Here is a 21,323-nt window from a genome sequence, read left to right as displayed (position 1 = left end):
ATAGCAAAATTTTATTAATATAAGGAGCAATTAATGATTAAAAGAAAATTTTTAACATATGGTATTCCTATTGTTTTGTCTGCATCAGTTGTTACAGGTGTTGCAACTGCTATAACTAACTTTAATGGTTTTGTTGGTTGATGGGCTGGTTTTAGTTTAAAGACTGGACCAGATGATTTTAGAAATAACTACTTAAATAATAAGTTTTATGACAAATACAATATAGGTAATGGAATAGATAGTATTTCGGGTTATTACGAAAGCGAACCTATACAAAATAGCGATACTATTGGAACATTTAGCCAATACTACACACAATCATCAACAATAAATGATATGAAAAATTTTAAATATCCTGGATATAATTTTAACTACAAAAGAATTTATTATAGCAATGATAATAAATTAAATACTTTACGCGATTTTGTTGAAAAGAATTATGATAATGTTCAAAACGAAAAGGTTGGTAAAAGTGGAAATAATGAAAACGATACAAGATTATTTTCTGACACAACTTTTATTGCAGAACAGATAAATTCAACATCCAAATTTCAACCAAAAAATGGTGAATATAATAGTGGTACTAATTTGAAAAAGCACCCTGCGGCAGATGTTTTGCAAAATCCAAAATTCTTTTTAAAACCAGACACAAAAACTATAAAAAAAGATTTTAAAGTTTCTAATTTAAGAAAAGGTATATATAACACTGGAATATATGTACCAGCTGGACATGTTATAGAAATAACATTTGATGAAGCTACTTTTCAAATGTTTAAAAAAGGGTACAAAAACTTTAGGTTTATTATTTATAATAATTCATTTGAAAGCAAAAGGGGCCTTTATAATTCAGGAGCAATTGACAATAAATATCATTTTATAAAAAGTATCTTTCCAGTTGAAGTTAAACCAAAGGATATTAAACCAGAAGAGGCTAAAAAACATCTTTATATTGATGAAACAACAAAAACAATGAAAATTGGCTCTCCGTTTGGAGGTAGCTTAAGTTTTGAAATTCGTGGTCCATATAAGAATGAAGTAACATCAGATAATTCAATGTCTTTTTCAATTAATAAAGGTGTTGAAGAATTACATTATGTACAAAATTTTACAACAGAAGAAGATTGAAAAAAACAATTGGAAAAATTTAAAAAAGGAGAAATAACAGCTCCGTCACTTTCTGTAGACTCTTTTTGATTATCTACAAATTTTCCTTTGTATTCAAAAGAGGAAGAAGAAAATTTTGCAGTAGAAAACCAAAAGGATTCTTTTGATAAAAAAACATCATATAAACCAAAGACAGATGAAATCCAAAATAATTGTCTAATTGGTTATAATTCAAACTATAAAGGTGGTTGAAGAGTTGTTGACTTAAAATTTCCTAAATCAAACATTGATAAATGAGATGATTTTATTACAATTAGTAATTATTTCGCAAGCCAAGATATTCATAATAGCGCTACAAAAGATACATTTTATTTACAAGCAAATGTATGAGGTGGCGCAATTGGTTGGGGTGGTTCCTGATATCTTTACACTGTGCCGCAAGAATTAATGGTATCTTTATTTGGTAATGAATATGATTATTTTAGTGTTAGTAGATGACTGACTATGCATGAAATAAATCATGGTTTTTCTTCTGGTAATTGAGGTTTTATAAACAATAGTCATGGTCCAACAAATCAAGTCACTATATCTGCACTTAGTGTCCTAGCTGATAATCCTAGATTTAGAACAGAAAGAGATTATGATGCTGCTAGTAATGGATCAGGATGAAATAGAATATCTACTCCATATGCATCAGCTGTAACTAGTTCAAGAGATGAATATACTCTTGCAGCAAATTTTCTTTGGATGTTTGGTACTTCTAAATATTTTCAATGAGTAAGATTCCAACAAGCGAATGCAGGTAAAAACGGAAATCTAGCACATGGTGGATTAAAAGAACTTGTAACCATGTCTAATATTGCTGGAATTAATATTTATTCTGGTATCGCAAGAGATTATCAAGGAAAGTTTACAGACAAAGAAGTTTGGCCACTTAAATGGCAAGATGGAAATGATGAACAAAAAAGATTAATTTATTCTATTTCTCATTTACCTGCTGTTGATACAATTGCTAATATGTATGCTGTTGGTCCATATCTTTATGATTACAAAACAAAACAATTTAATTATACAAATGATCTTGTTCCCCCTTTTGAAATAGCAGCAGGTACAGAACACACTTTTTATTTTGATCAATTTATTAAATCTACTAATCCAAATTTTGATTTCAATATCAGTTCTTTTGATTCTAAAACTAAAAATGGAGGTTCATTAAGATTTGATCCTTCAAATAACAAAAGATTAATATACACTCCAAATAAGGATAATATAGAAAGTGTTGATGAGTTTGATTTAACTATTAAACCAACAAATTTCAAAGATAAACCAGATAATTATGTTCCATATTACAAATGAAAAATTAAAGTTAGGCAGAATATTAATTCTGCTGTTGCAAATATAAATTATAAAAACACTAATACTAATATTACTATTTCAGGTGGAAACTTTAATGGTACAAATGTAAATAACTCAAATAGTCTTAAATTTTATTTTATTGCTCCTAAAGATGGTAATTACAATTTTAATTTGAATAAAAATTCAAAAATATTTGTAGATGGTTCAGAAAAAAACTATAATGAAAAATTTAATTGAAAAAAAGATCAATCATATCTTATTGAAATAAAAAATATAAATAAAATTAATGAATTAAATTTAACTTTTACTAACAATAACAATTCATCAGGTACAGTTAATTCTGAAAGTATTAATTTAATAAATAATGTCATTTCACCTAATGTTGATAAATCAATGGCAACAAGAACTATATTGAATGATCAAAAATATAAGTATATTCCTAGGAAATTACCTTCAAATGGATATGGATTATTTGGTGTAAACTATTTTGGCGATCCATTTGGGCAAATAGAAATAAACCCTGTAGATAAAAAATCATTAAAATTAAAGAATGTTATTCCATCAAAAAATCTTAATGCTATTAAATATTTAAGTTCTTATAATGATGAAAATGCAAAAACAAATACAAATGCTTGAACTATTAAAACAAATAAAGAAAGTATTTTAAAAACAAATGATGCAAATAAAAACAATCAATTTAATTTAAATTTTGAGAACTTTTCAAATTTTGATAATTCATATGTTGTTACTGAAACAAACAATGCATCTTTCAAATTTTCATTTAATGGAATAGGTTTTTCACTTAATGGGTTATCAAGTACAGAAAGCATAAATATTGATGTATATGTAGATGGTGTATTGGTTGAACAAAACAAAGATATTAAAAGTAAAAATAATAAAAAAGAATTTAATTCTATTCTTTATACCTATGTAAATAAAACAAACAACACAGTTGATAAAATACCAAAAGAACATGTTGTAGAAATTGTAGTAAAGAACATTAGTAGTTCGAATAAATTTTATTTAAATGCTATTGGTATTATAAGCTCCACAGATGATGCAGGTTGATTTAATAAAATAAATTAATATTTTAAAAATTGGATTTTTTAATCAATAAATAATCCAATTTTTTTATTACTAGTAATTAATAAAGCAATGCATAAAAAACACTATCTAATAAAATTTATATATACAACTTTTTTTAATGTATTATGAAAAGGGGTGTTATGAAAAATAAAATAGGAAGTTTAAAAGAATGAAATCCTTTGAAATGAACCTATGTGGTATCTTGAATATTAACAGGTATTTTGCTTATTGTAGACATAATTTTTTTAGTTTTATGATCAAATAGCAAAGTAATTTCTCAAACAGATGCTATATCAAGTGTTTCATTTGTATTAATTTGTGTTTTGTCGATAGCTATTTTTTCACAAGTTATAGATATATATAAGAAAAAGAAAAGATAAAATATGAGTTCAAATGCTAATACATTTGGATATATAAGAAAAAGTACACAATCAAAAATAGCTATAAAATTTAAAGAAAACGGTAGTAAATTTATTGCTAAATTGTCAGCTTTAGGTAAAGCTTTAATGTTTCCAATTGCTGTTTTGCCAATTGCTGGTATTTTAAATCGGATTGGTGCGCAAATTCCAGCAGCAGATGTTTCAAATTTTACATTGTTTGTTGGTGGTTTGTTTAGATCAGTTGGTAATGTTGTTTTTAATAATCTTCATATTCTTTTTGGAATCGGTGTAGCTTTTGGATTTACCAAAGATAACCGGGGTGAAGCTGCTTTAGTTGGTTTTATTGGTATATTGTTATTATCTTATTTAATGGGTAATGGTTATAGTTCTTTTCCTGGAGTAGATTTACCAAAACAAATATATGGAGGAATAGATTTTCCAAAACCAAGTGCAGAACAAATTGCTAGTGGAGAATATAGTAATGATTCAATTGGTTTTGAAAGAATATTTGGAATTAAAAAATATAACAGTATTTTAGCTAACAATGTTTTAAATGGTATTATTAGTGGATGTTTAATAGCATTTATTTATAATAAATTTAATTCAATTGAATTACCAAAAATATTGGGTTTCTTTTCAGGGAGAAGACTAATTCCAGTATTAGGAATTTTATCAATTGTGTTTTTTGGTATTGTTTATGCAATTATTTTTCCTTGAATCGGATATCTTTTATATTTAATATCAAATGGATTAATAAGTGCTACTGGTAATACATATGCAAATGCAGGTATATCTGGGGTATATTCATTTTTAAATAGGTTGTTAATTCCTTTTGGTTTACATCATGTTCCAAATACATTATTTTGATTTACATTTGGTCAATTTAAATCAGGTAATGGTTTTGTTTATGGAGATATTAATGGTTTCTTAAATGGTGATGTTATACAAGCAAATAATCAAGTTTTAACTGCTGGAACTTTCCAAACTGGATTCTTTCCTATGATGATGTTTGGTTTACCAATGTTATGTTATGCATTATATAAAAATGCTGACAATAAAGAACAAAAGCAAAAAGTGTTATCACTTTTTGGACCAGCAGCTGTTGTTTCGTTTTTAACAGGAATAACAGAACCTATAGAATTTGCATTTATGTTTGTTTCTCCATTATTGTATTTTGTACATGCAATATTATCAGGTTTATTTGCTTTTTTAACTAATCTATTTGGAATTCAGTTAGGTTTTTCTTTTAGTGCTGGTTTTGTTGATTACTTGTTATCAATTCCTAAATCAGTTCAGATAGCTGATGCAAAAGCAACACATATAAGTTCTATTGTTGGGGTGTTTGCAAATCCTGGTTGAATATTTGTAATCGGACCAGTTTGTGGATTATCTTATTTCTTTATTTCAAATTTAATTATTAAAAAATTGAATTTACAAACTCCTGGTAGAGGACAAAATATAATAAGACAAGAAGATAAAAAAGAAGATAACATAAATTCAACTAATACTTTATCAAATAAAGCTAAAAAAATTATTCTAGGTCTTGGTGGTTGAGATAATATTACAAATTATCAAAGTTGTACAACAAGATTAAGATATGAAATAAAAGATTATTCTAAAGTTGATGAAAAACTAATTCACGAAAGCGGTGCAATGGGTTTTAAAAAGATATCTGATAAATCTGTGCAAATAATAATAGGTCAAGAAGCTGAATTGCTTAATGATCAAATAATAAAAAATAAAAACCAAGATTTAACATTACAAACAAATAATAATGTAAAAGAAAATGTTAAAGCAGATAGAACAAAACAATTATCATTAATATTTAATTCTCCAGTTGATGGAAAAACTATAAAACTTGAAAATATGTCTGATACAACGTTTGCATTAATGGGTAAAGGATTAGCTATAGAACCTAAAACAAACAAAATCATTATTAATAATGATTGTAAATTGTTAAGTGCTTTCAAAACCGGTCATGCTTATATAGTTGAAGCAAATGGTTATAGTGTATTAATTAATACATATTGGAGTTAACACAGTTGAACTTGGAGAAGATAACAAAATATTTAAATCAAAATATATAGGTAAAGAAAATGTTAACCTTAAAAAAGGTGATGTTTTAGCAGAAGTTGATTTTGAAAAACTCAAAGAACTTGGATATGATACAACAATTGTGGTTATTGTATTGGAAGAAACTTTAAGTGAAGATGATAAATTTAAATTATTAGTAAAAGAAAATAAAAACATTAAAAACTCAGATCAATTATTTTCAATTAATTAAATTAACTACAGCTTAAAAAAACTTACAGTTTAATTACTGTAAGTTTTTCCCTAACTGACATGTGAAGTGCAACACTTCAATGTTACATTAAACTCTCGACTTTGAAATATAAGTTGAGAGTTTTTTTGTTTTAAATATTTTCTTGATACATTTGGTAAGCTGTTTTATAACCAAACATTTTTCTTGGGATGTTGTTTACTTTTCATTCAAGAGTTTTTATTTTATCTTCACTTACTAAACTGAAGTCAGTTCCTTTTTTATATCATCTTCTAACTATCCCATTTATGTTCTCGTTGGACCCTCTTTGGAATGAAGAATAAGGTTGGCAATAATAAACTTTAAAGTTGAATTGTTTTGCAGTTATTCCCATCATTTGAAACTCTAACCCATTATCAACAGTGATGCTTTTTATTGGGAGTTTTTCATCTCGAATAATGGTATACATTTTAGCCATCATTGATCTAGCGTTCTTCCCTTTTATTTTTCTAATAATTGCCAACCTTGTTTTTCTTTCCACTAATGTCAATAAGTGGTAATAACCACTTTGCCTTTTACTAACTATTAGATCAGCTTCTCAATGTCCAAATTCTTTTCTATTGTTTATCTTTTCTGGTCTTAGACTATAAGGAATGCAGTATTTTCCATCAATTTTAGAAAATATACCTATTTTTCTTCTTTTTCCTTTAACATATTTTCTTCTTAAACAATCTCTTCTTTGTATCTTTCAAATCTTGCTATTGATTCATCTAAATACTTGCCTAGCACTTGGAACTTTAACTAACGGATAGTTTTCTTTTATTCAAAAAATTGTAGCTTCTACACCATGAGATTTAGGATTAAATTTTTGAATAAAAAGATCTGTGAAGTTTTTGTACTTCAACATAAAAAACATATGACAATTTGATTTTCTTCTAATGTATTTTTTGTGAGCAGTTGATGAATAATAAATCCCTGTTGAAGATGTGTTTCTTTTTAATTCTCTTGATATTGTTGATTTGTTTTTATTTAAGATTTTTGCAATCTTATTCATAGAATATTTTTCTTTATTTCAAAGAAAATAAATTAAGCATCTTTCTTCTTTTGTTAAATGTTTATAAGTTTTCATAAGCACTCCTAATATTCATTATCTTTTTATTAGTGAACACTTACAAACAAAACAAATGAAGTGCACACTCTTTTTTGAGTGTTGCACTTCACATGTCAATCGAGCAAAAACTTACAGTTTAATTACTGTAAGTTTTTTTAATATCTATGATCATTGTTATCACCATATTGACTATCTTGGTAATAACCTAATCCATCATCATGATATGGTTCATTATCATAATCATCATAATCATTATCATAATGATAAATTGTGTCATCGTCATCATCATAAATTTCATCATATAAATCATTTGATTCTTGATAATCACTTTGTTGGGCAGAATTATATGTTTTGTTATTATCAGGATATTGATTATTATAATAAGAATCAGAATTCATATAATAATCATCATCTCTAATATTTCAATCTTCTATTTGTTTGTTGTCATCAATTTCATCATTAGAAAAATCATCTTTTTGTTTTTTAAATCTTTTGAAAAAACTAAATCTTTTTTTAGTTTCTACTTCATTTTCATTAAATTCTAATGAATCAACATAATCATAATAATTTTCAAGATTTTTTGAAACTTTAACACTTTTTATTCATAAGATGAAAGAAAATATAAATCCAAAAAATATTATGCTTAAAAAACTACAAATAATTAAGTTGTCATATATTTCTTGTCCGTCAACACTATCTTTAGATAATCTTTTTAATTTCATAAAAACATTAATACTTAATGTGGAGGATAAAACAATTAGAGTTATTGCTATAGTTAAACAAATTTGAGCAAATAATATAATTCCTACAGGAAGTGTTTGGACTGGTCCGTTTATTACTATTTCTCCATCAGTTGTAACATGAACATTTTGGGAACGTAATTGATTATTAATAATTATGATAACAGAGTACAAAGCCAGCATTATTATGTAAATTATTGAAATAATAGAAATAAATTTTGAATTTTTTATTATCAACCTAAGCTTTTCAAATAGTTCCATTAATAACTCCAATAGTACTTTATATTGTAGTATAAATTATTTAATAAAACATTATTTATTATCTAATTTTTTATTTATCATAATGTGGTTAAGTAAAAAAACTTAACCATTATTTTAAAAATGTGTATAATTATACTATTGATTGTAGGAGTAATTAAATGGTAAAAATTAGAATGACTAGAATGGGTAGACATAAACTTCCTTTCTATAGAATTGTAGCTATGGATTCTCGTGTAAGACGTGATGGTGCTTATATTGAGTCTTTTGGAACTTATGACCCAGTTAATGATAAAGTTGTAATCAATGAAGAAGCAATTTTAAAATTCCTTCATAATGGTGCTCAACCAACTGATACAGCAAGAAACATTTTACAAAAACAAGGAATTTGAAAGAAGTTTCATGATCAAAAATTACAAAATAAATTAGCTAAACCTAAAAAAGAAAAAGTAGCTAAAACTTCAACTAAAAAAACAAGTACTTCTAAAAGTACAAGTTCTAAAAAAGCAGTTCAAACTAAAAAAGCTAAATAATGAAGTTTACAATTTTAACTTTATTTCCAAAAGTGTTTGATCAATATATTAATAGCTCAATAATTAAAAAAGCTTTAAATTCAAATACTGTTGAAATAGAGATTATAAATTTTAGAGACTTTTCTAAAAATAAGCATAACAAAGTTGATGATACTCCATATGGTGGTGGTCCTGGGATGGTTCTTATGCTTCAACCAATAGTTGATGCATTAAAACAAGTTAAAACTAAAGGATGTTTAACAATTCTTTTAACCCCTAGTGGATATCAATTTAACAATAAGATGTCAAAAGTGATTTCAAAATGTAAACATATTATTCTTATATGTGGTCATTATGAAGGTTTTGATGAAAGAATTAATAAATATGTTGATGTTCAATTATCAATAGGTGATTATGTTTTAACTGGTGGCGAACTTCCAGCACTTGTTGTTTTAGATGCAACAATAAGACAAATAGAAAATGTTATTAATAAAGAAAGTTTGATAAATGAATCTTTTGAGAATAATTTATTAGACTATCCAGTTTATACTAAACCATATGAATTTGATGGTATGGTAGTACCAGAAGTTCTAATTGGTGGAAATCATAAATTAATCAATGAATATAGAGTAAATCAACAAATTGAAAAGACTAAAAAATTTAGAAAAGATTTATATCAAAAATATCTAAAAGAAAAGAAAGGATAGAAAATGGCAAACGTTAATAAAGTTGATATTATTAAACATGTTGAGTCTTCGCAATTAAAGCACGATATTCCAAACTTTGGTCCTGGAGACACTGTTGTATTCCATAACAAAATTTTAGAAAACAACAAATTAAGAATTCAAAAATTTGAAGGTATTGTTTTAAGACGTAGAGGTTCAGGACTTTCTGAAACTTGTATTGTAAGAAAAGAAAGTAATGGTGTTGGAGTTGAAAGAACTTTCCAATTACACTCACCTTTATTAGAAAAAATAGAAGTTGTAAGAAAAGGTAAAGTTAGAAGAGCTTATCTTTCATATATGAGAGAAAGATCTGGTAAATCTGCAAGAATTAAAGAAAAAAAAGCTAAAGACACTAAAGATATTAAAAAAACTAAAGCTAATAAAAAATAATTTAATTTATAACGATCATATGTACATGATCGTTTTTTATTTTTAATAATTTATTTATGATATTTTATTAATGATAGTTATTAAGGAATTTAGATATGAGTTCATTATTAAAAACAATAGAAAATCAACTTAAAGAATGATTAATTGAAACAAGAAAATGATTTCATAAACACCCAGAGTTGAGTTTCAAAGAATTTGAAACATCAAAAAAAATTGAATCATTATTAAAAGAATGAGGGTTTCAAATAGATAGAAGTTTTTCGAAAACAAGTATTATTGCAACACTTAAAAATGGTAATGGTAAATGTCTTGCAATAAGATCAGATATGGATGCTTTGCCATTGAAAGAGGAAACCAATTTAGAATACAAATCAATTAATGAAGGTTGTATGCATGCTTGTGGGCATGATGGACACATGACTATTGCTTTGGGAGCTGCAAAATATATATCTGAAAAAAGAAATTTCAAAGGCACTGTAATGTTTATTTTTCAAGCTGCTGAAGAAATTGGTTCTGGGGCAAAAGAAATAATTAGTAATGGATTATTTGAAAAATATAATATTGATTTTATTATTGGGTTACATGGAATGAGTAATGTAACAATTGGTAAAGAATTAAAAGAAGGTACAATTTGCTTTTATTCAAAAAATGATGCAATGATGGCATCAACAAATATTTTTGAAATTATTTTTAAAGGAAGAGGCGGACATGGGAGTTCTCCTGAAGATACAATTGATCCAATTCCAAGCGCAATAGAATTCATTAATAGCATTTATTATTTAAAAAACAGAAATGTACCATCTAAAAATAGATGTGTTTTATCAGTTTGTAATATTTCATCTGGAAGTGCTTCTGCTGGAAATATCATCCCAGATTATTGTGTAGTCAAAGGTACTTTTAGAACAGTTGATGAAGCAACTAGAAAATTATTTGAATCAAAAATTAAAGAATATGCAGAATGTTCTGCAAAAAAATTTGGTTTATCATTAGAATTTAAATCATTGGGTAATGATGCTGTTTATAATGACTTTGAACTTAATGAAAAAATTAAAGAGATAACAATCAATGAACTTGGAAATAAATTTGTTAATGAAACAGAACAAGTAATGGGTGGAGAAGATTTTAGTTTTTATGGACAAAAGGTTCCATCAGTGTTTGTTTTCATTTCTACAGGTGATAAATGCCCTATTCATAATTCAAAATATGATTTTGGAGATAAATCTTTAACTTATGGTGTTACATATTTTGTAAACACTATTAATAAATTATTGGTTTAATGCTATACTATATTATGCATTAAAAGGAGAAAATATGGCTAAAGATGGCAAATTCCATATAATTGGATTTTTATGTGCCTTAATTTTTGGTTTATTATTAGGAGGGATTGTATATATTCTAACTAAAACTTTTAACCTTAAAAGTAGAATATGATTCATTCCTTTCTTTTTTATGCCACCAGTTATAGGCGCAATTATTTATGCTCTTTCTAACAAAAGATAAGAATTGCAGAAATAATATAACTTATAATTATTAGGACATTAAAATAGTTTAATCTATTTTAATGTCCTAGTTTATTTAATTGATTCTTTACTATATTTTCTAATACTATTATTTATAATTTATGCTTATGCAATTGTATATTTAATATAAAGGATGATTTATGAAATTTGAATTGGTATCAAAATATAAACCAAGTGGTGATCAACCACAAGCAATAGAAAAGATTACTGACGGTTTTAAAAATAAAAAACTTAAATCACAAGTTTTAGTTGGTGCTACTGGAACAGGTAAAACTTATACAATGGCTAACATCATTAAAAATTTAAATTGTAAAACCCTAGTAATGGCACACAATAAAACACTTGCTGCTCAACTTTATTCTGAATTTAAAGAGATGTTTCCAAATAATAAAGTTGAATATTTTGTATCCGCTTTCGACTTTTATCAACCAGAAGCTTTTTTGCCAAAAACTAATACATATATTGAAAAAAATTCACAAACCAATTCAGATATAGAAATGCTTAATATATCAGCTCTTAATTCACTTACAGATCGTAATGATGTAATAGTTGTTGCAAGTGTTGCTTGTATTTATGCTTCAACTCCTCCAGTTGAATTTATGAAAAATAAATTGCATTTAGTTCTTAATCAAAAAATTAATATTAAAGAATTACAATATGCACTTGTTAATTTAAATTATCAAAGAAATGATGTTGATGTTGTTCATGGGAAGTTTAGTATTAAGGGAGATGTGGTTGAAATTGCTCCAGGTTTTACTGATGAATTTAACATTCGTTTATCTTTTTTTGGTGATGAAATTGAAGAAATTGCAATCATAGAACCTTTATCAAAAAATGTTATTAGAAAAGAAAAAGATATAACTATTTGTGCAGCTGATTTATATTTAGCTAATAAAGATACTCTTGAAGAATCTTTATCAAGAATCGAAAAAGAATTGCAACTAGTTCATCAAAATTTTAAAGATAATAATAAATTAATTGAAGCACAAAGAATATGGGAAAGAACAAATCACGATTTAGACTCTTTTAGAGAGTTTGGATATTGTTCTGGAATTGAAAATTATTCAAGACATCTTGAATTAAGAGAAGAGGGACAAACACCTTATACAATATTTGATTTTTTTGATGGTGATTGATTGTTAATTGTTGATGAATCTCATATGATGGTTCCACAAATCAGAGGAATGTATAATACTGATAGAAGCAGAAAAGAAACACTTGTAGAATATGGATTTAGACTTCCGAGTGCTTTAGATAATAGACCACTTAACTTTGATGAATTTTTAAATAAGATAAATAAAGTTCTATATGTTAGTGCAACGCCTAATGAATGAGAAATTAATGAATCAAATGGAGTTATTACTGAACAAATTATTAGACCAACAGGTCTTGTTGATCCAATAGTTGAAATAAGAAAAACTAAAGATCAAATAATTGATATTGAAAATGAATTAAACAAACAAATTGCAAAAAAACAAAGAACATTTATTACTGTCATGACAATAAGAATGGCTGAAGAATTAACAAATTATTTAAAAAACAAAAACATAAAAGTAGCATACCTTCACAATGAATTAAAAACATTAGAGCGTTATAAAATCTTAAATAATTTAAGAAAAGGCATTTATGATGTTGTTGTTGGAATTAATTTGTTAAGGGAAGGGTTAGATGTTCCAGAAGTTTCATTGGTGATGATATTAGATGCTGATAAACCCGGTTTTTTTAGAAGTGATAAGTCATTAATCCAAATTATAGGAAGAGCTGCTAGAAATGTTGATGGTAGAGTTATTATGTATGCTGACGAAATTACAGAAGCTATGAAAATTGCAATTGATGAAACAAATAGAAGAAGAAATATTCAAATTGAGTTTAATAAAAAACATAATATTGTTCCAAAAACTATTATTAAACCAATTGCACTAGATCTTGATAGATCTGAAATAGAATTGGACTTTAATAGATTAAAAGATAAAACTAAAAAAGGTGTGCAAATGAGAAAACAAACAATTGCTAACCTTAGAAAAGAAATGATGGAAGCAGCAAAAAAACAAGAATATGAAAGAGCAGCTTATTTAAGAGATATTATTATTGAGCTTGAATCAAATAGTAATTAAACTTTAAACTAATATAATTTTTTATGAATGTTTATAAACTAAACAATTTAGTTGAAAATTAAAAAAATAAAAACATGGTTAATAAATTTGAATAAAAATTCAAGTTTAATGTCCATGTTTTTTTTAAATCTTTTTGTATATAAGATATTTAAAGTTTGATTAAATTTTTTTATTTTTTATTGGTAAATTAATTTCATCAATTAAATTATTTTTTAAGCCAAGCTCAATAGCGTAATCATAACAATTGTTTATTAATGATGCATCAAGTAATTTCACATGGTGTATATCACACTCAACTCTAACCTTGGCTTTTGTATTTTTTACAAGGTCTCAAAATTTTTTAACAGGATAATAATATTCATCAGGTGGATTTGTTTTATTTTTTGAATAATAACCATTAACATTAAAACCAAGACTAATGTTATATTTGATTGCTTTTTTAATTAATTTTTTATATAGTTTTTCTATTCTATGATCTCAAAAATTATACATACGAATCATAAAGTCTGGGTGAGCTAAATGGATAAATAAATTTGATTTAAACCCATCAATTGCCTGTTTAACATAACACTTAGTTGCTTCATAGCAATCTTTAAAAACATCTGTGAATTCAATTTGCTGTTCTAAGTTGGAACCATAATGGTGGTTTCCAAAAATCGCAAAATCTAAATTGTATTTATTAAAAAAATCAAAATAAAATTGATGATCTTTTTTAAAGTATTCAGATTCGATTGATATAAATAATTTAAAATCATCATCATTATATTTTTCTTGAAGTTCAACAAGCTTTTTGTATAAAACATCATTTCATACTTTCATTGTTGGACGGTATGGGCTATCTTTTTCATATGGAATGTGTTCTGATATTGTAAATTCTTTAAAACCCATTTCCTTTGCTTTGATAACTAATCATTCAGGTTCAATGTCTGAATGATTACAATATTTTGTATGGCCATGAACACTTGATTTAATTTTAAGAATGCAATCCATTTATTATTCCTTAATAAAATTTTCAAATTCTTTTTTAGTAATTTCATTACTATGTTCTTTTATCAATTTATTTTTATCATATATTCTGACTGTTGGAACAACTTTAAGATTTCATTCATTTTTATTAAAACTGTCAATTCAAACATCTTGATTTACATCATCTATTTTTATGTAAATAACATTATTAATTTTTAATTCTGAAATTCAACTAATAATTTGTGGAACATTTCTTAAACAATATGGACATCAATCAGCATAAAAAATTGCAATAATTTTATTTTTATTTTTGTTTAAAAAAGAACTGAAAGATTTTATGTTTAAAGATTTAACATTAATTATTGTTTTCATTATTCTTGATTTTTAATAAATACAATTTTACTTTCAGTTGACATTTCTTCATCATATTTGTATCCATCAACATTAAATGATTTAATAACATCTAATGTTAATTTATTTTTTTGGGAAAGATAATTAATTAGTTTCCCTCTTGCAATTTTTTTATGTGTAGGAAGCGATTTGATTTTTCCATTAGCATTTACTAAAAAATCAAAATCAATAATATTAAGTTTTTTATAATCTAAAGCTTGTGTGTATTCTTTTGAACTTAAATTAATTATTGTTTTATTTAATTTAGATAAATAAAAGTTGATGTGTTCTTTTCAATAGTTTACAAGTCTTACACCTTCAATTTGAACTTTAGATTCCATCATTAGTCTATAATTTTTAATTAAATCTAAAGGTTTAACTAATCCATAATAAGCAGACATTATGAATAAATTTTGGTTTAAAAAATTAATTTGATTTACTGTAACCTTATCCCCAAGAATTTCTTTAAATACTAAACCATAATAATAAAAAATAGCTGGATATTGTTTACTAATTTCAAATTGTTCTATATTTCTTATTGTATCTTTAAGTAAAGCTTTACCATTAACACTAAACTCATTAACTTGAAATATTTCATATAATAGAAATTCATTTTGTTCTTTAATTGTTTTGATAAGTGATTTGTTTACAACTAAAGATTCTTTTATAAAGACAGGTGTTGAGAATTCGAATTTATCCCAAAGTTCTTTATGGTTTTCTTTTTGGGTTTTCGATGGGGAAACTAAAATTATCATAATGACTCCTTTATTTCATATTTATATAATTTTAATTAAATTTATCGTTTTTAATTCTACCACTTATAAACGGTATCATTTTTATTTAGAAAAGGAAACCGTTAATGGAATTAAATCATATTTTTTCATTATTTAAAATAAAAAAATATGATTTTAAATAAGTTTAAACAAATGTATTTAAAAATTAAAAATATTAAATTTTTTTATCTTAATTTATTTATTAATTTAAAAAGATCAACTACATAATTTTTATTGAAATTCAAATTATGATGGTTAATTTTGTTATTATTATTTAGTTTTTATATTTAAATTAAGATTGAATATGAATGAAAAAATATTAATTTTAAAATACAGACTCACAAAATTTTGTATTTTAAAAAACCAAAAATATAAAAATTTTCTGTTTTGGAATGTATAATAAGTCTATTAAATTAAGGATTAAACAATGTTAGTTATTAGAAATAATATGAATAACACTTCGACACAACTAACAATTCAACCTAATGCATATAAGCCATTTAAATGCATGTTGAGTATGTTTTGTTTTGCTTTTTAATAAGTTGAAACAAAACAATATTAATAGATTATATTAATCCTGGTAGCGATACAAAGTTAATTAAATTCATTAAGTTGTTTTTATAAATTGATTAATAAGGGCTTGTTACTAGAAAAGTAATAAGCCCTTATTATATGTATGGCTTTAAATAATTTAAGAAAGGATATCAAATTTATTTGATAAATGTTGCTATGAAAAATAATAAAAAACTCTTATCGAAAAAAGTAAAATCGACAGTGCTTTTATCTGTTGCTACAATTCCAATTGCTGTAACACTAGCAAGTTGTTCATCAATGCAATTTGATACTGATACTCTTAGATGAGCCACGACTGTTAACATGTTTACAAGTTCTAAAACGCCACTTGGTACAACATTTGTAGATTCACCATCAACAACTTATTTCAATTCTGTTTTTTTAAATTTAGTTAATTGACAAACAACTGGGGATTATAAGTTTAATGATGAAACTGGTGAAGCAACACAAACACCAGAAGCACATATGATATTAGAAGGTGCAAGTGAAATTAAAATTCATTATGTTGCAGAAAATAAAGTTAATGATGAAGACAAAGAAGAAACAAATTCAACACCAATTCAAAATGGTTCTAAAAAATGAGTTCATGTTATTAGTGATTCAACTGTTGATAAAACAACAGGGGCAATTGATTTAGAAAAAGCAAAAAAAGCATTAGATACTGCAACATCAGTTGAATTTAAGATAAGAGAAGGGCTTAAATGAAGAGATAAGAATGGTAATGTAATGGGAGATGTTACTGCAAAGGATTTTTATGCAGGAATGGAAGGTTATTATAAATCTACTCTTTATGGTTTAAACGCAAATAGCTATTTCTTTTCTTTAGCAGGAATTGATCCAGAAAAAACTTTGAAAACAGAACCTACTAATAATACATTTACTTTTCAAATGACATCAACTCCATCAATTTATTTATTTGATATTATTTCCAAAGGTTATTTTGCAGCAATGCCATATGATAATCCAGAAGTAAAACCAATACTAACACTTGGTGACGAAAATGATTCAAATAATCCAATTGTATTAACAGATAATGATGGAAGTAGAGTTATTGATCAAGTTAACACAAATTGGAATGCTGTATTTGGAGGTGGAGAACAGCAAACAAATGTTGATATTTGAAGTGCTGGTCCATACTATATTAGAAATTCAACTTTACAAGATGTTGATTTTGTTAGAAATGATTATTATTTTGAAAAAGTTAAAGGTGCAGGAAAAATTGATGAAAAAATTAAAAATGTCATTTTATTTTATGGGAATGCATTTGGGAACAATGAAAAAATTTATAGAGGTTTTACAACTGGTGAATTAGATTATGCACAAGTTCCAGCAGCTCAACAATTAGAAGCTGTTTTAAAATATTCTGGAACAGGTGCTTTAAGACCTGTAACTGCTACAAAAACAACACAAGGACAATTCATTGCATATAACACTGATATATATGATACTAATGGTTCATTAAAAACAAATATTGGACCTGTATATGAAAAATTTGTAAAAAGCTATTATACAGATGGTTTAGCAATTAGAAAAGGAATAAACACTTTAATTAATTATGCTAAGCTTGCACAACTTGCTTGAAAACCAGGAAAATATGATGTTACTATGTCTGCTTCTCCTTATGGTTATTTATCTTATACAAATGGTAATAAAACAACTCTTCAATATCAACAAATAAGAGATGGTGATGTAACTATCAATGGAGAAAAAATTACAGGGTTAGTTGGTAATTATAAAGAGCAATTAAAAGATATTAATAGTAATGGTTATTTGTTAACAAATAACATGAATGAAGAAGAAAAGAATACATATGATGCAATGATGAAAGCACTAGACAATATTGGTGCCACAGCAAAAACACCTTTAGAACTTGATTATAGAACTCTTGTGTCTTCATATACAAATGAACAAACTAAATATATTCAAGAACTAATTAAATCAATTAGTGAATTAACTAATAACAAAGTTAAATTTAATTTAATAAATAGAACTAACCAAACAGTTGTTGATTATTTTTACAATGCAAATTCACCATTAGGATCATATCTTTGAGGACCAGATTATAATGCGGTTGGTACTTGAGTTGGATATTATTTTCAATATAAATTTGATAAAGATGGATATCCAATAATGAAAAATAAAATAAATGGTAGTGATATAGAAGTTGGATTGGTTGCTGATACAAAAACTGCTACATTGTGACCTTTATTATTTAAAGAAATGCAAGCAGCAGTTAAAAAAACTAATGGTAATAAAGTTGAAAAAGATCCTGTAGAAGGTACAGGTTGAAGTTCAAAAGATGCTTGATTGACAAATCTTTGAAACTATTTAGTTCAAAAAGGTGGAATAAAAAAGAAAGATCAAAATAGTAATACAACTTTAAAAGCAACAGATTATCTAGTAACTGATATTACAAGTGGATTAAGTTCACAAATTGCTACTTGAGGAGATTTAAACCAATACAACACATATGCTTTAGTGCAATGAATTGATAATACATATCCATTTATACCAAATTATGAAATGGGTCTTGATTATAAATCTTTCAATGTTGTTAGACCAGGATTTAATGTTTTACCATCATTAAACTCAACTACAAATTTTAAAGATTGATCTGTTTCTAAAAAAGATAATAAATAAAAATAAAATGGTACTTATGAAATAAAATAAGAAAAGGGGGTAAATTATGCTGAATTATATATTAAAGAGAATTGGTTTTGCATTATTAGCATTATTTATTCTAATTACTTTAATATTTTTTCTAACGAATTTGCTACCAGGTTTTCCAATTGAAAAATCACAACAAGAATCTAATGAAGAATTTTTTAAAAGACTTGAGGGTTTAGGATTAACTAAACCAGTAGTTGAACAATATGCTTTATTTTGAAAAAAATGGATTACAACTGGACAGTTTGGTACAAACTATAGGGAAAGTATTTCAATTGAAGATAAATTTTTAAGAGTTATGCCATATACAATGGCTTTAGCTGGAATCGCTTTTGTTTTATCTGTTATCATCGGAGTATTCTTTGGAGTGTTGGCAGCAGTTTATAGAGGAAGATGACAAGATACATTAATAAACGTTGTCTCTGTATTCTTTCTTTCAGTTCCATCATTTGTTGTTGCAACTTTCTTAATAAGATGAGCAGCAGATGGAGGATGACCAATTACTTTTCCAGCACTTGATAGTAGTTCATTTGACCCGATTAAATTAATAAAAACATCTTTATTGCCAATTAGTGCTTTAGTGAGTTCATTAACTCCTACAATTGTTTACTACACTAGAAATGAAATGGTTGATGTTTTAAATCAGGACTATGTTAAAACCGCTTTATCAAAAGGTCTTACATATCCAACTGTGTTGTTTAAACACTGTTTAAGAAATGCATCTATTCCAGTTTTATCTGTAATTATTCCTTCATTTTTAATCGTAGTTGGTGGTTCAATTATTATTGAAAAATTCTATGGTGTTCCAGGAATTGCCAACCAACTTGTTGATGCAGTACAACAAAAACAAATTTATCTTTTAATGTTTAATGCTTTAGTTATATCTGGTATATATTTTGCTTTACAGATATTTGCTGACGTTTTATATACATTTATAGATCCAAGAATTAAATTGGCAAAATCTAATAGTTTAGCTTGATACATGAAATTATATAAATGAAGTCAAAGAAACATATGATTCTTGGGTTGAGAAAAATTATTTAAAAACAAAAATTTCGTTGAAATCTTTTCAAACTCATCTGAATTTGATTACATTCAAAAAAATAGATTAATAGCTAATAAGAAACTAAATTTAAACAAAAATGATTTATATTACTTGCAAATTGATCCAAATTTAAAATGAGCAATAATTGGTAATCAAAAATACAAAATAGTTTACAACCAGGAAGGAGAAGTCTAATTATGTTGACAGAACAACAAGCTTTAGAAATGAAACTAACGCCAGATGATTTTAAGCATGTTGATATTTATTCTAGAAATAGGTTAGATCAAATTTCTGGTAAATCAAATGGTTATTTAGTTTCTGTGTTAAAAAGATTTGCAAAAAATAAATGAGCTTTATTTTTCTTTATCATTCTATTAATAATAGTATTGCTTGCAATCATTGTTCCATATGCTTCACCATATAGTGCATATGACCCAATATCTACAAATAGTTTTGCTACATCATTAAGACCAAGATGACCAGGCGGTTTAATTAATGGGTATTACCAAACATTAATGTCACCAACATACTATAATCAAATGAAGGATGTTTCTGGTTTCATCATTGGTGATCCTAAAATGGTTGAAAATGGTGATTATTTGGTAACTATTAATCCATATGCATTACCAGAATTAAAAAACATTTATCCTATTTTTGGGACAGACGCTAGAGGTGTAGATATTTGAACTAAAACATGACAAGCTGCAGCTATCTCACTACAAGTTGCTGTAGTTGTTGCTATAGTATCAGTTATACTTGGTGCAATATATGGTGCAATTTCAGGTGCTTGTGCTGGTACAAAATATGATACTGTAGATACTGTGATGATGAGAATTGTTGAAATCTTAAGTGGTGTACCTACAATCTTGTGATTATTAATTCTTTCATCAATTATAGTTATTGGTAACAACGCAGCAGGTACTGTTGATAATAATACATTATTAGTTTCGCTTATTTGTATTATATGAATGGGTCCAGCCATAACAACTAGAACATATATTTTAAAAACAAAAGATGCTGAATATATACAAGCTGTAAGAACACTTGGTGGTAGCCAACCAAGAATAATTTTCATCCACATGCTTCCAAACATCTCAGGTAGATTATTGGTTAGATTTGTTAACATTATTCCAGCAATAATTTTTTATGAATCAACATTAGTATTCTTAGGTATTAAATCAAAATTTGATTTAGGAATTGGTACTTTAATTGATGAAGGATACCAAGTTAGTGAATACATAACTCCACTACTTGCACCATCATTAGTACTAGTACTTCTAACTTTATCTTCTCAAATAGTGGCCAATGGTATAAATGATGCTATTGACCCAAGGGTTAGTGCAGGTAAATAGA

The 21,323-nt window shown here is 26.1% G+C and carries 16 protein-coding genes and 2 pseudogenes; 13 read left to right on the top strand and 5 right to left on the bottom strand.

All coding sequences use genetic code 4. From position 1 onward, the window contains the following. Positions 1-33: 33 nt before the first annotated feature. From EXC57_RS03160 to EXC57_RS05340, 4 genes and pseudogenes are all read left to right on the top strand, one after another. Positions 34-3,546: a hypothetical protein gene (locus tag EXC57_RS03160; RefSeq protein WP_004025243.1), complete on the top strand. Its 3,513-nt coding sequence runs from the start codon at positions 34-36 to the stop codon at positions 3,544-3,546. Between the two features lie 140 nt (positions 3,547-3,686). Then, positions 3,687-3,926: a hypothetical protein gene (locus tag EXC57_RS03155; RefSeq protein WP_004025244.1), complete on the top strand. Its 240-nt coding sequence runs from the start codon at positions 3,687-3,689 to the stop codon at positions 3,924-3,926. A gap of 3 nt (positions 3,927-3,929) precedes the next feature. Then, positions 3,930-5,963, top strand: coding sequence for a PTS transporter subunit EIIC (locus tag EXC57_RS03150; protein WP_129692627.1), 2,034 nt, complete (start codon positions 3,930-3,932; stop codon positions 5,961-5,963). After that, positions 5,944-6,060, top strand: a pseudogene (locus EXC57_RS05340) (hypothetical protein); the annotation flags it as partial. The gene EXC57_RS03150 and the pseudogene EXC57_RS05340, both read left to right, overlap by 20 nt. 280 nt (positions 6,061-6,340) lie before the next feature. On the opposite strand, the gene EXC57_RS03140 reads toward EXC57_RS05340, so the two are convergent. Both EXC57_RS03140 and EXC57_RS03135 read right to left on the bottom strand, forming a co-directional pair. Continuing rightward, positions 6,341-7,315 carry an IS30 family transposase gene (locus EXC57_RS03140; RefSeq protein ID WP_129692495.1) on the bottom strand — a complete coding sequence of 325 codons (975 nt, stop codon included), beginning with the start codon at positions 7,313-7,315 and terminating at the stop codon, positions 6,341-6,343. Positions 7,316-7,452: 137 nt separating this feature from the next. Beyond that, the gene (locus tag EXC57_RS03135) at positions 7,453-8,298 is read right to left on the bottom strand and encodes a hypothetical protein (protein WP_004025135.1); all 846 of its coding nucleotides are present in this window, start codon (positions 8,296-8,298) and stop codon (positions 7,453-7,455) included. Between the two features lie 158 nt (positions 8,299-8,456). On the opposite strand from EXC57_RS03135, the pseudogene rpsP reads away from it, so the two are divergent. The 6 genes and pseudogenes from rpsP to uvrB form a co-directional block, all read left to right on the top strand. Further along, positions 8,457-8,729 (top strand): annotated as a pseudogene (gene rpsP, locus EXC57_RS03130) (30S ribosomal protein S16); the annotation flags it as partial. A gap of 98 nt (positions 8,730-8,827) precedes the next feature. Beyond that, the gene (trmD, locus tag EXC57_RS03125) at positions 8,828-9,514 is read left to right on the top strand and encodes a tRNA (guanosine(37)-N1)-methyltransferase TrmD (protein WP_036451576.1); all 687 of its coding nucleotides are present in this window, start codon (positions 8,828-8,830) and stop codon (positions 9,512-9,514) included. A gap of 3 nt (positions 9,515-9,517) precedes the next feature. Then, a complete protein-coding gene (gene rplS, locus EXC57_RS03120; RefSeq protein ID WP_004025001.1) occupies positions 9,518-9,922 on the top strand; it encodes a 50S ribosomal protein L19 in 405 nt (134 codons plus the stop codon). Positions 9,923-10,017: 95 nt separating this feature from the next. Then, positions 10,018-11,199 (top strand): M20 metallopeptidase family protein, encoded by a 1,182-nt coding sequence (locus EXC57_RS03115; protein ID WP_004025002.1) that lies wholly within the window; start codon positions 10,018-10,020, stop codon positions 11,197-11,199. Positions 11,200-11,233: 34 nt separating this feature from the next. Continuing rightward, entirely contained in the window at positions 11,234-11,422 is a 189-nt protein-coding gene (locus EXC57_RS03110; RefSeq protein ID WP_004025003.1) for a hypothetical protein, read from the top strand. A gap of 160 nt (positions 11,423-11,582) precedes the next feature. Continuing rightward, a complete protein-coding gene (gene uvrB / locus EXC57_RS03105) occupies positions 11,583-13,556 on the top strand; it encodes an excinuclease ABC subunit UvrB (protein WP_004025004.1) in 1,974 nt (657 codons plus the stop codon). 159 nt (positions 13,557-13,715) lie between these two features. Here the strand turns inward: uvrB and EXC57_RS03100 are convergent, their stop codons facing one another. Genes EXC57_RS03100 through EXC57_RS03090 form a run of 3 tightly spaced genes read right to left on the bottom strand, consistent with a single transcriptional unit; the run spans position 13,716 to position 15,667 of the window. Continuing rightward, on the bottom strand, positions 13,716-14,546 hold the full coding sequence (locus EXC57_RS03100) for a PHP domain-containing protein (protein WP_004025005.1): 831 nt from the start codon (positions 14,544-14,546) through the stop codon (positions 13,716-13,718). A gap of 3 nt (positions 14,547-14,549) precedes the next feature. Continuing rightward, positions 14,550-14,894: a thioredoxin family protein gene (locus EXC57_RS03095; RefSeq protein WP_004025006.1), complete on the bottom strand. Its 345-nt coding sequence runs from the start codon at positions 14,892-14,894 to the stop codon at positions 14,550-14,552. Further along, a complete protein-coding gene (locus EXC57_RS03090) occupies positions 14,894-15,667 on the bottom strand; it encodes a YaaA family protein (RefSeq protein WP_004025007.1) in 774 nt (257 codons plus the stop codon). The genes EXC57_RS03095 and EXC57_RS03090 overlap by 1 nt, the downstream gene beginning before the upstream one ends. Before the next feature lie 747 nt (positions 15,668-16,414). Here EXC57_RS03090 and EXC57_RS03085 point away from each other — a divergent pair. From EXC57_RS03085 to EXC57_RS03075, 3 genes are read left to right on the top strand one after another with little or no spacing between them, the layout of a single operon-like run. Continuing rightward, positions 16,415-18,898 (top strand): MG321/MPN456 family lipoprotein, encoded by a 2,484-nt coding sequence (locus EXC57_RS03085; RefSeq protein ID WP_129692625.1) that lies wholly within the window; start codon positions 16,415-16,417, stop codon positions 18,896-18,898. Positions 18,899-18,944: 46 nt separating this feature from the next. Then, complete coding sequence (locus EXC57_RS03080) at positions 18,945-20,165, top strand: ABC transporter permease (protein ID WP_004025010.1); 1,221 nt, start codon at positions 18,945-18,947, stop codon at positions 20,163-20,165. A gap of 2 nt (positions 20,166-20,167) precedes the next feature. After that, complete coding sequence (locus EXC57_RS03075; protein WP_004025011.1) at positions 20,168-21,322, top strand: ABC transporter permease; 1,155 nt, start codon at positions 20,168-20,170, stop codon at positions 21,320-21,322. Position 21,323: the final 1 nt, after the last annotated feature.

The sequence above is a fragment of the Malacoplasma iowae genome (assembly GCF_900660615.1).
Taxonomy (GTDB): Bacteria; Bacillota_I; Bacilli_A; order Mycoplasmatales; family Mycoplasmoidaceae; genus Malacoplasma; species Malacoplasma iowae.
The sequence above is the reverse complement of the archived record's forward strand: the minus strand, read 5'-3'. Positions and strand labels throughout refer to the sequence as shown.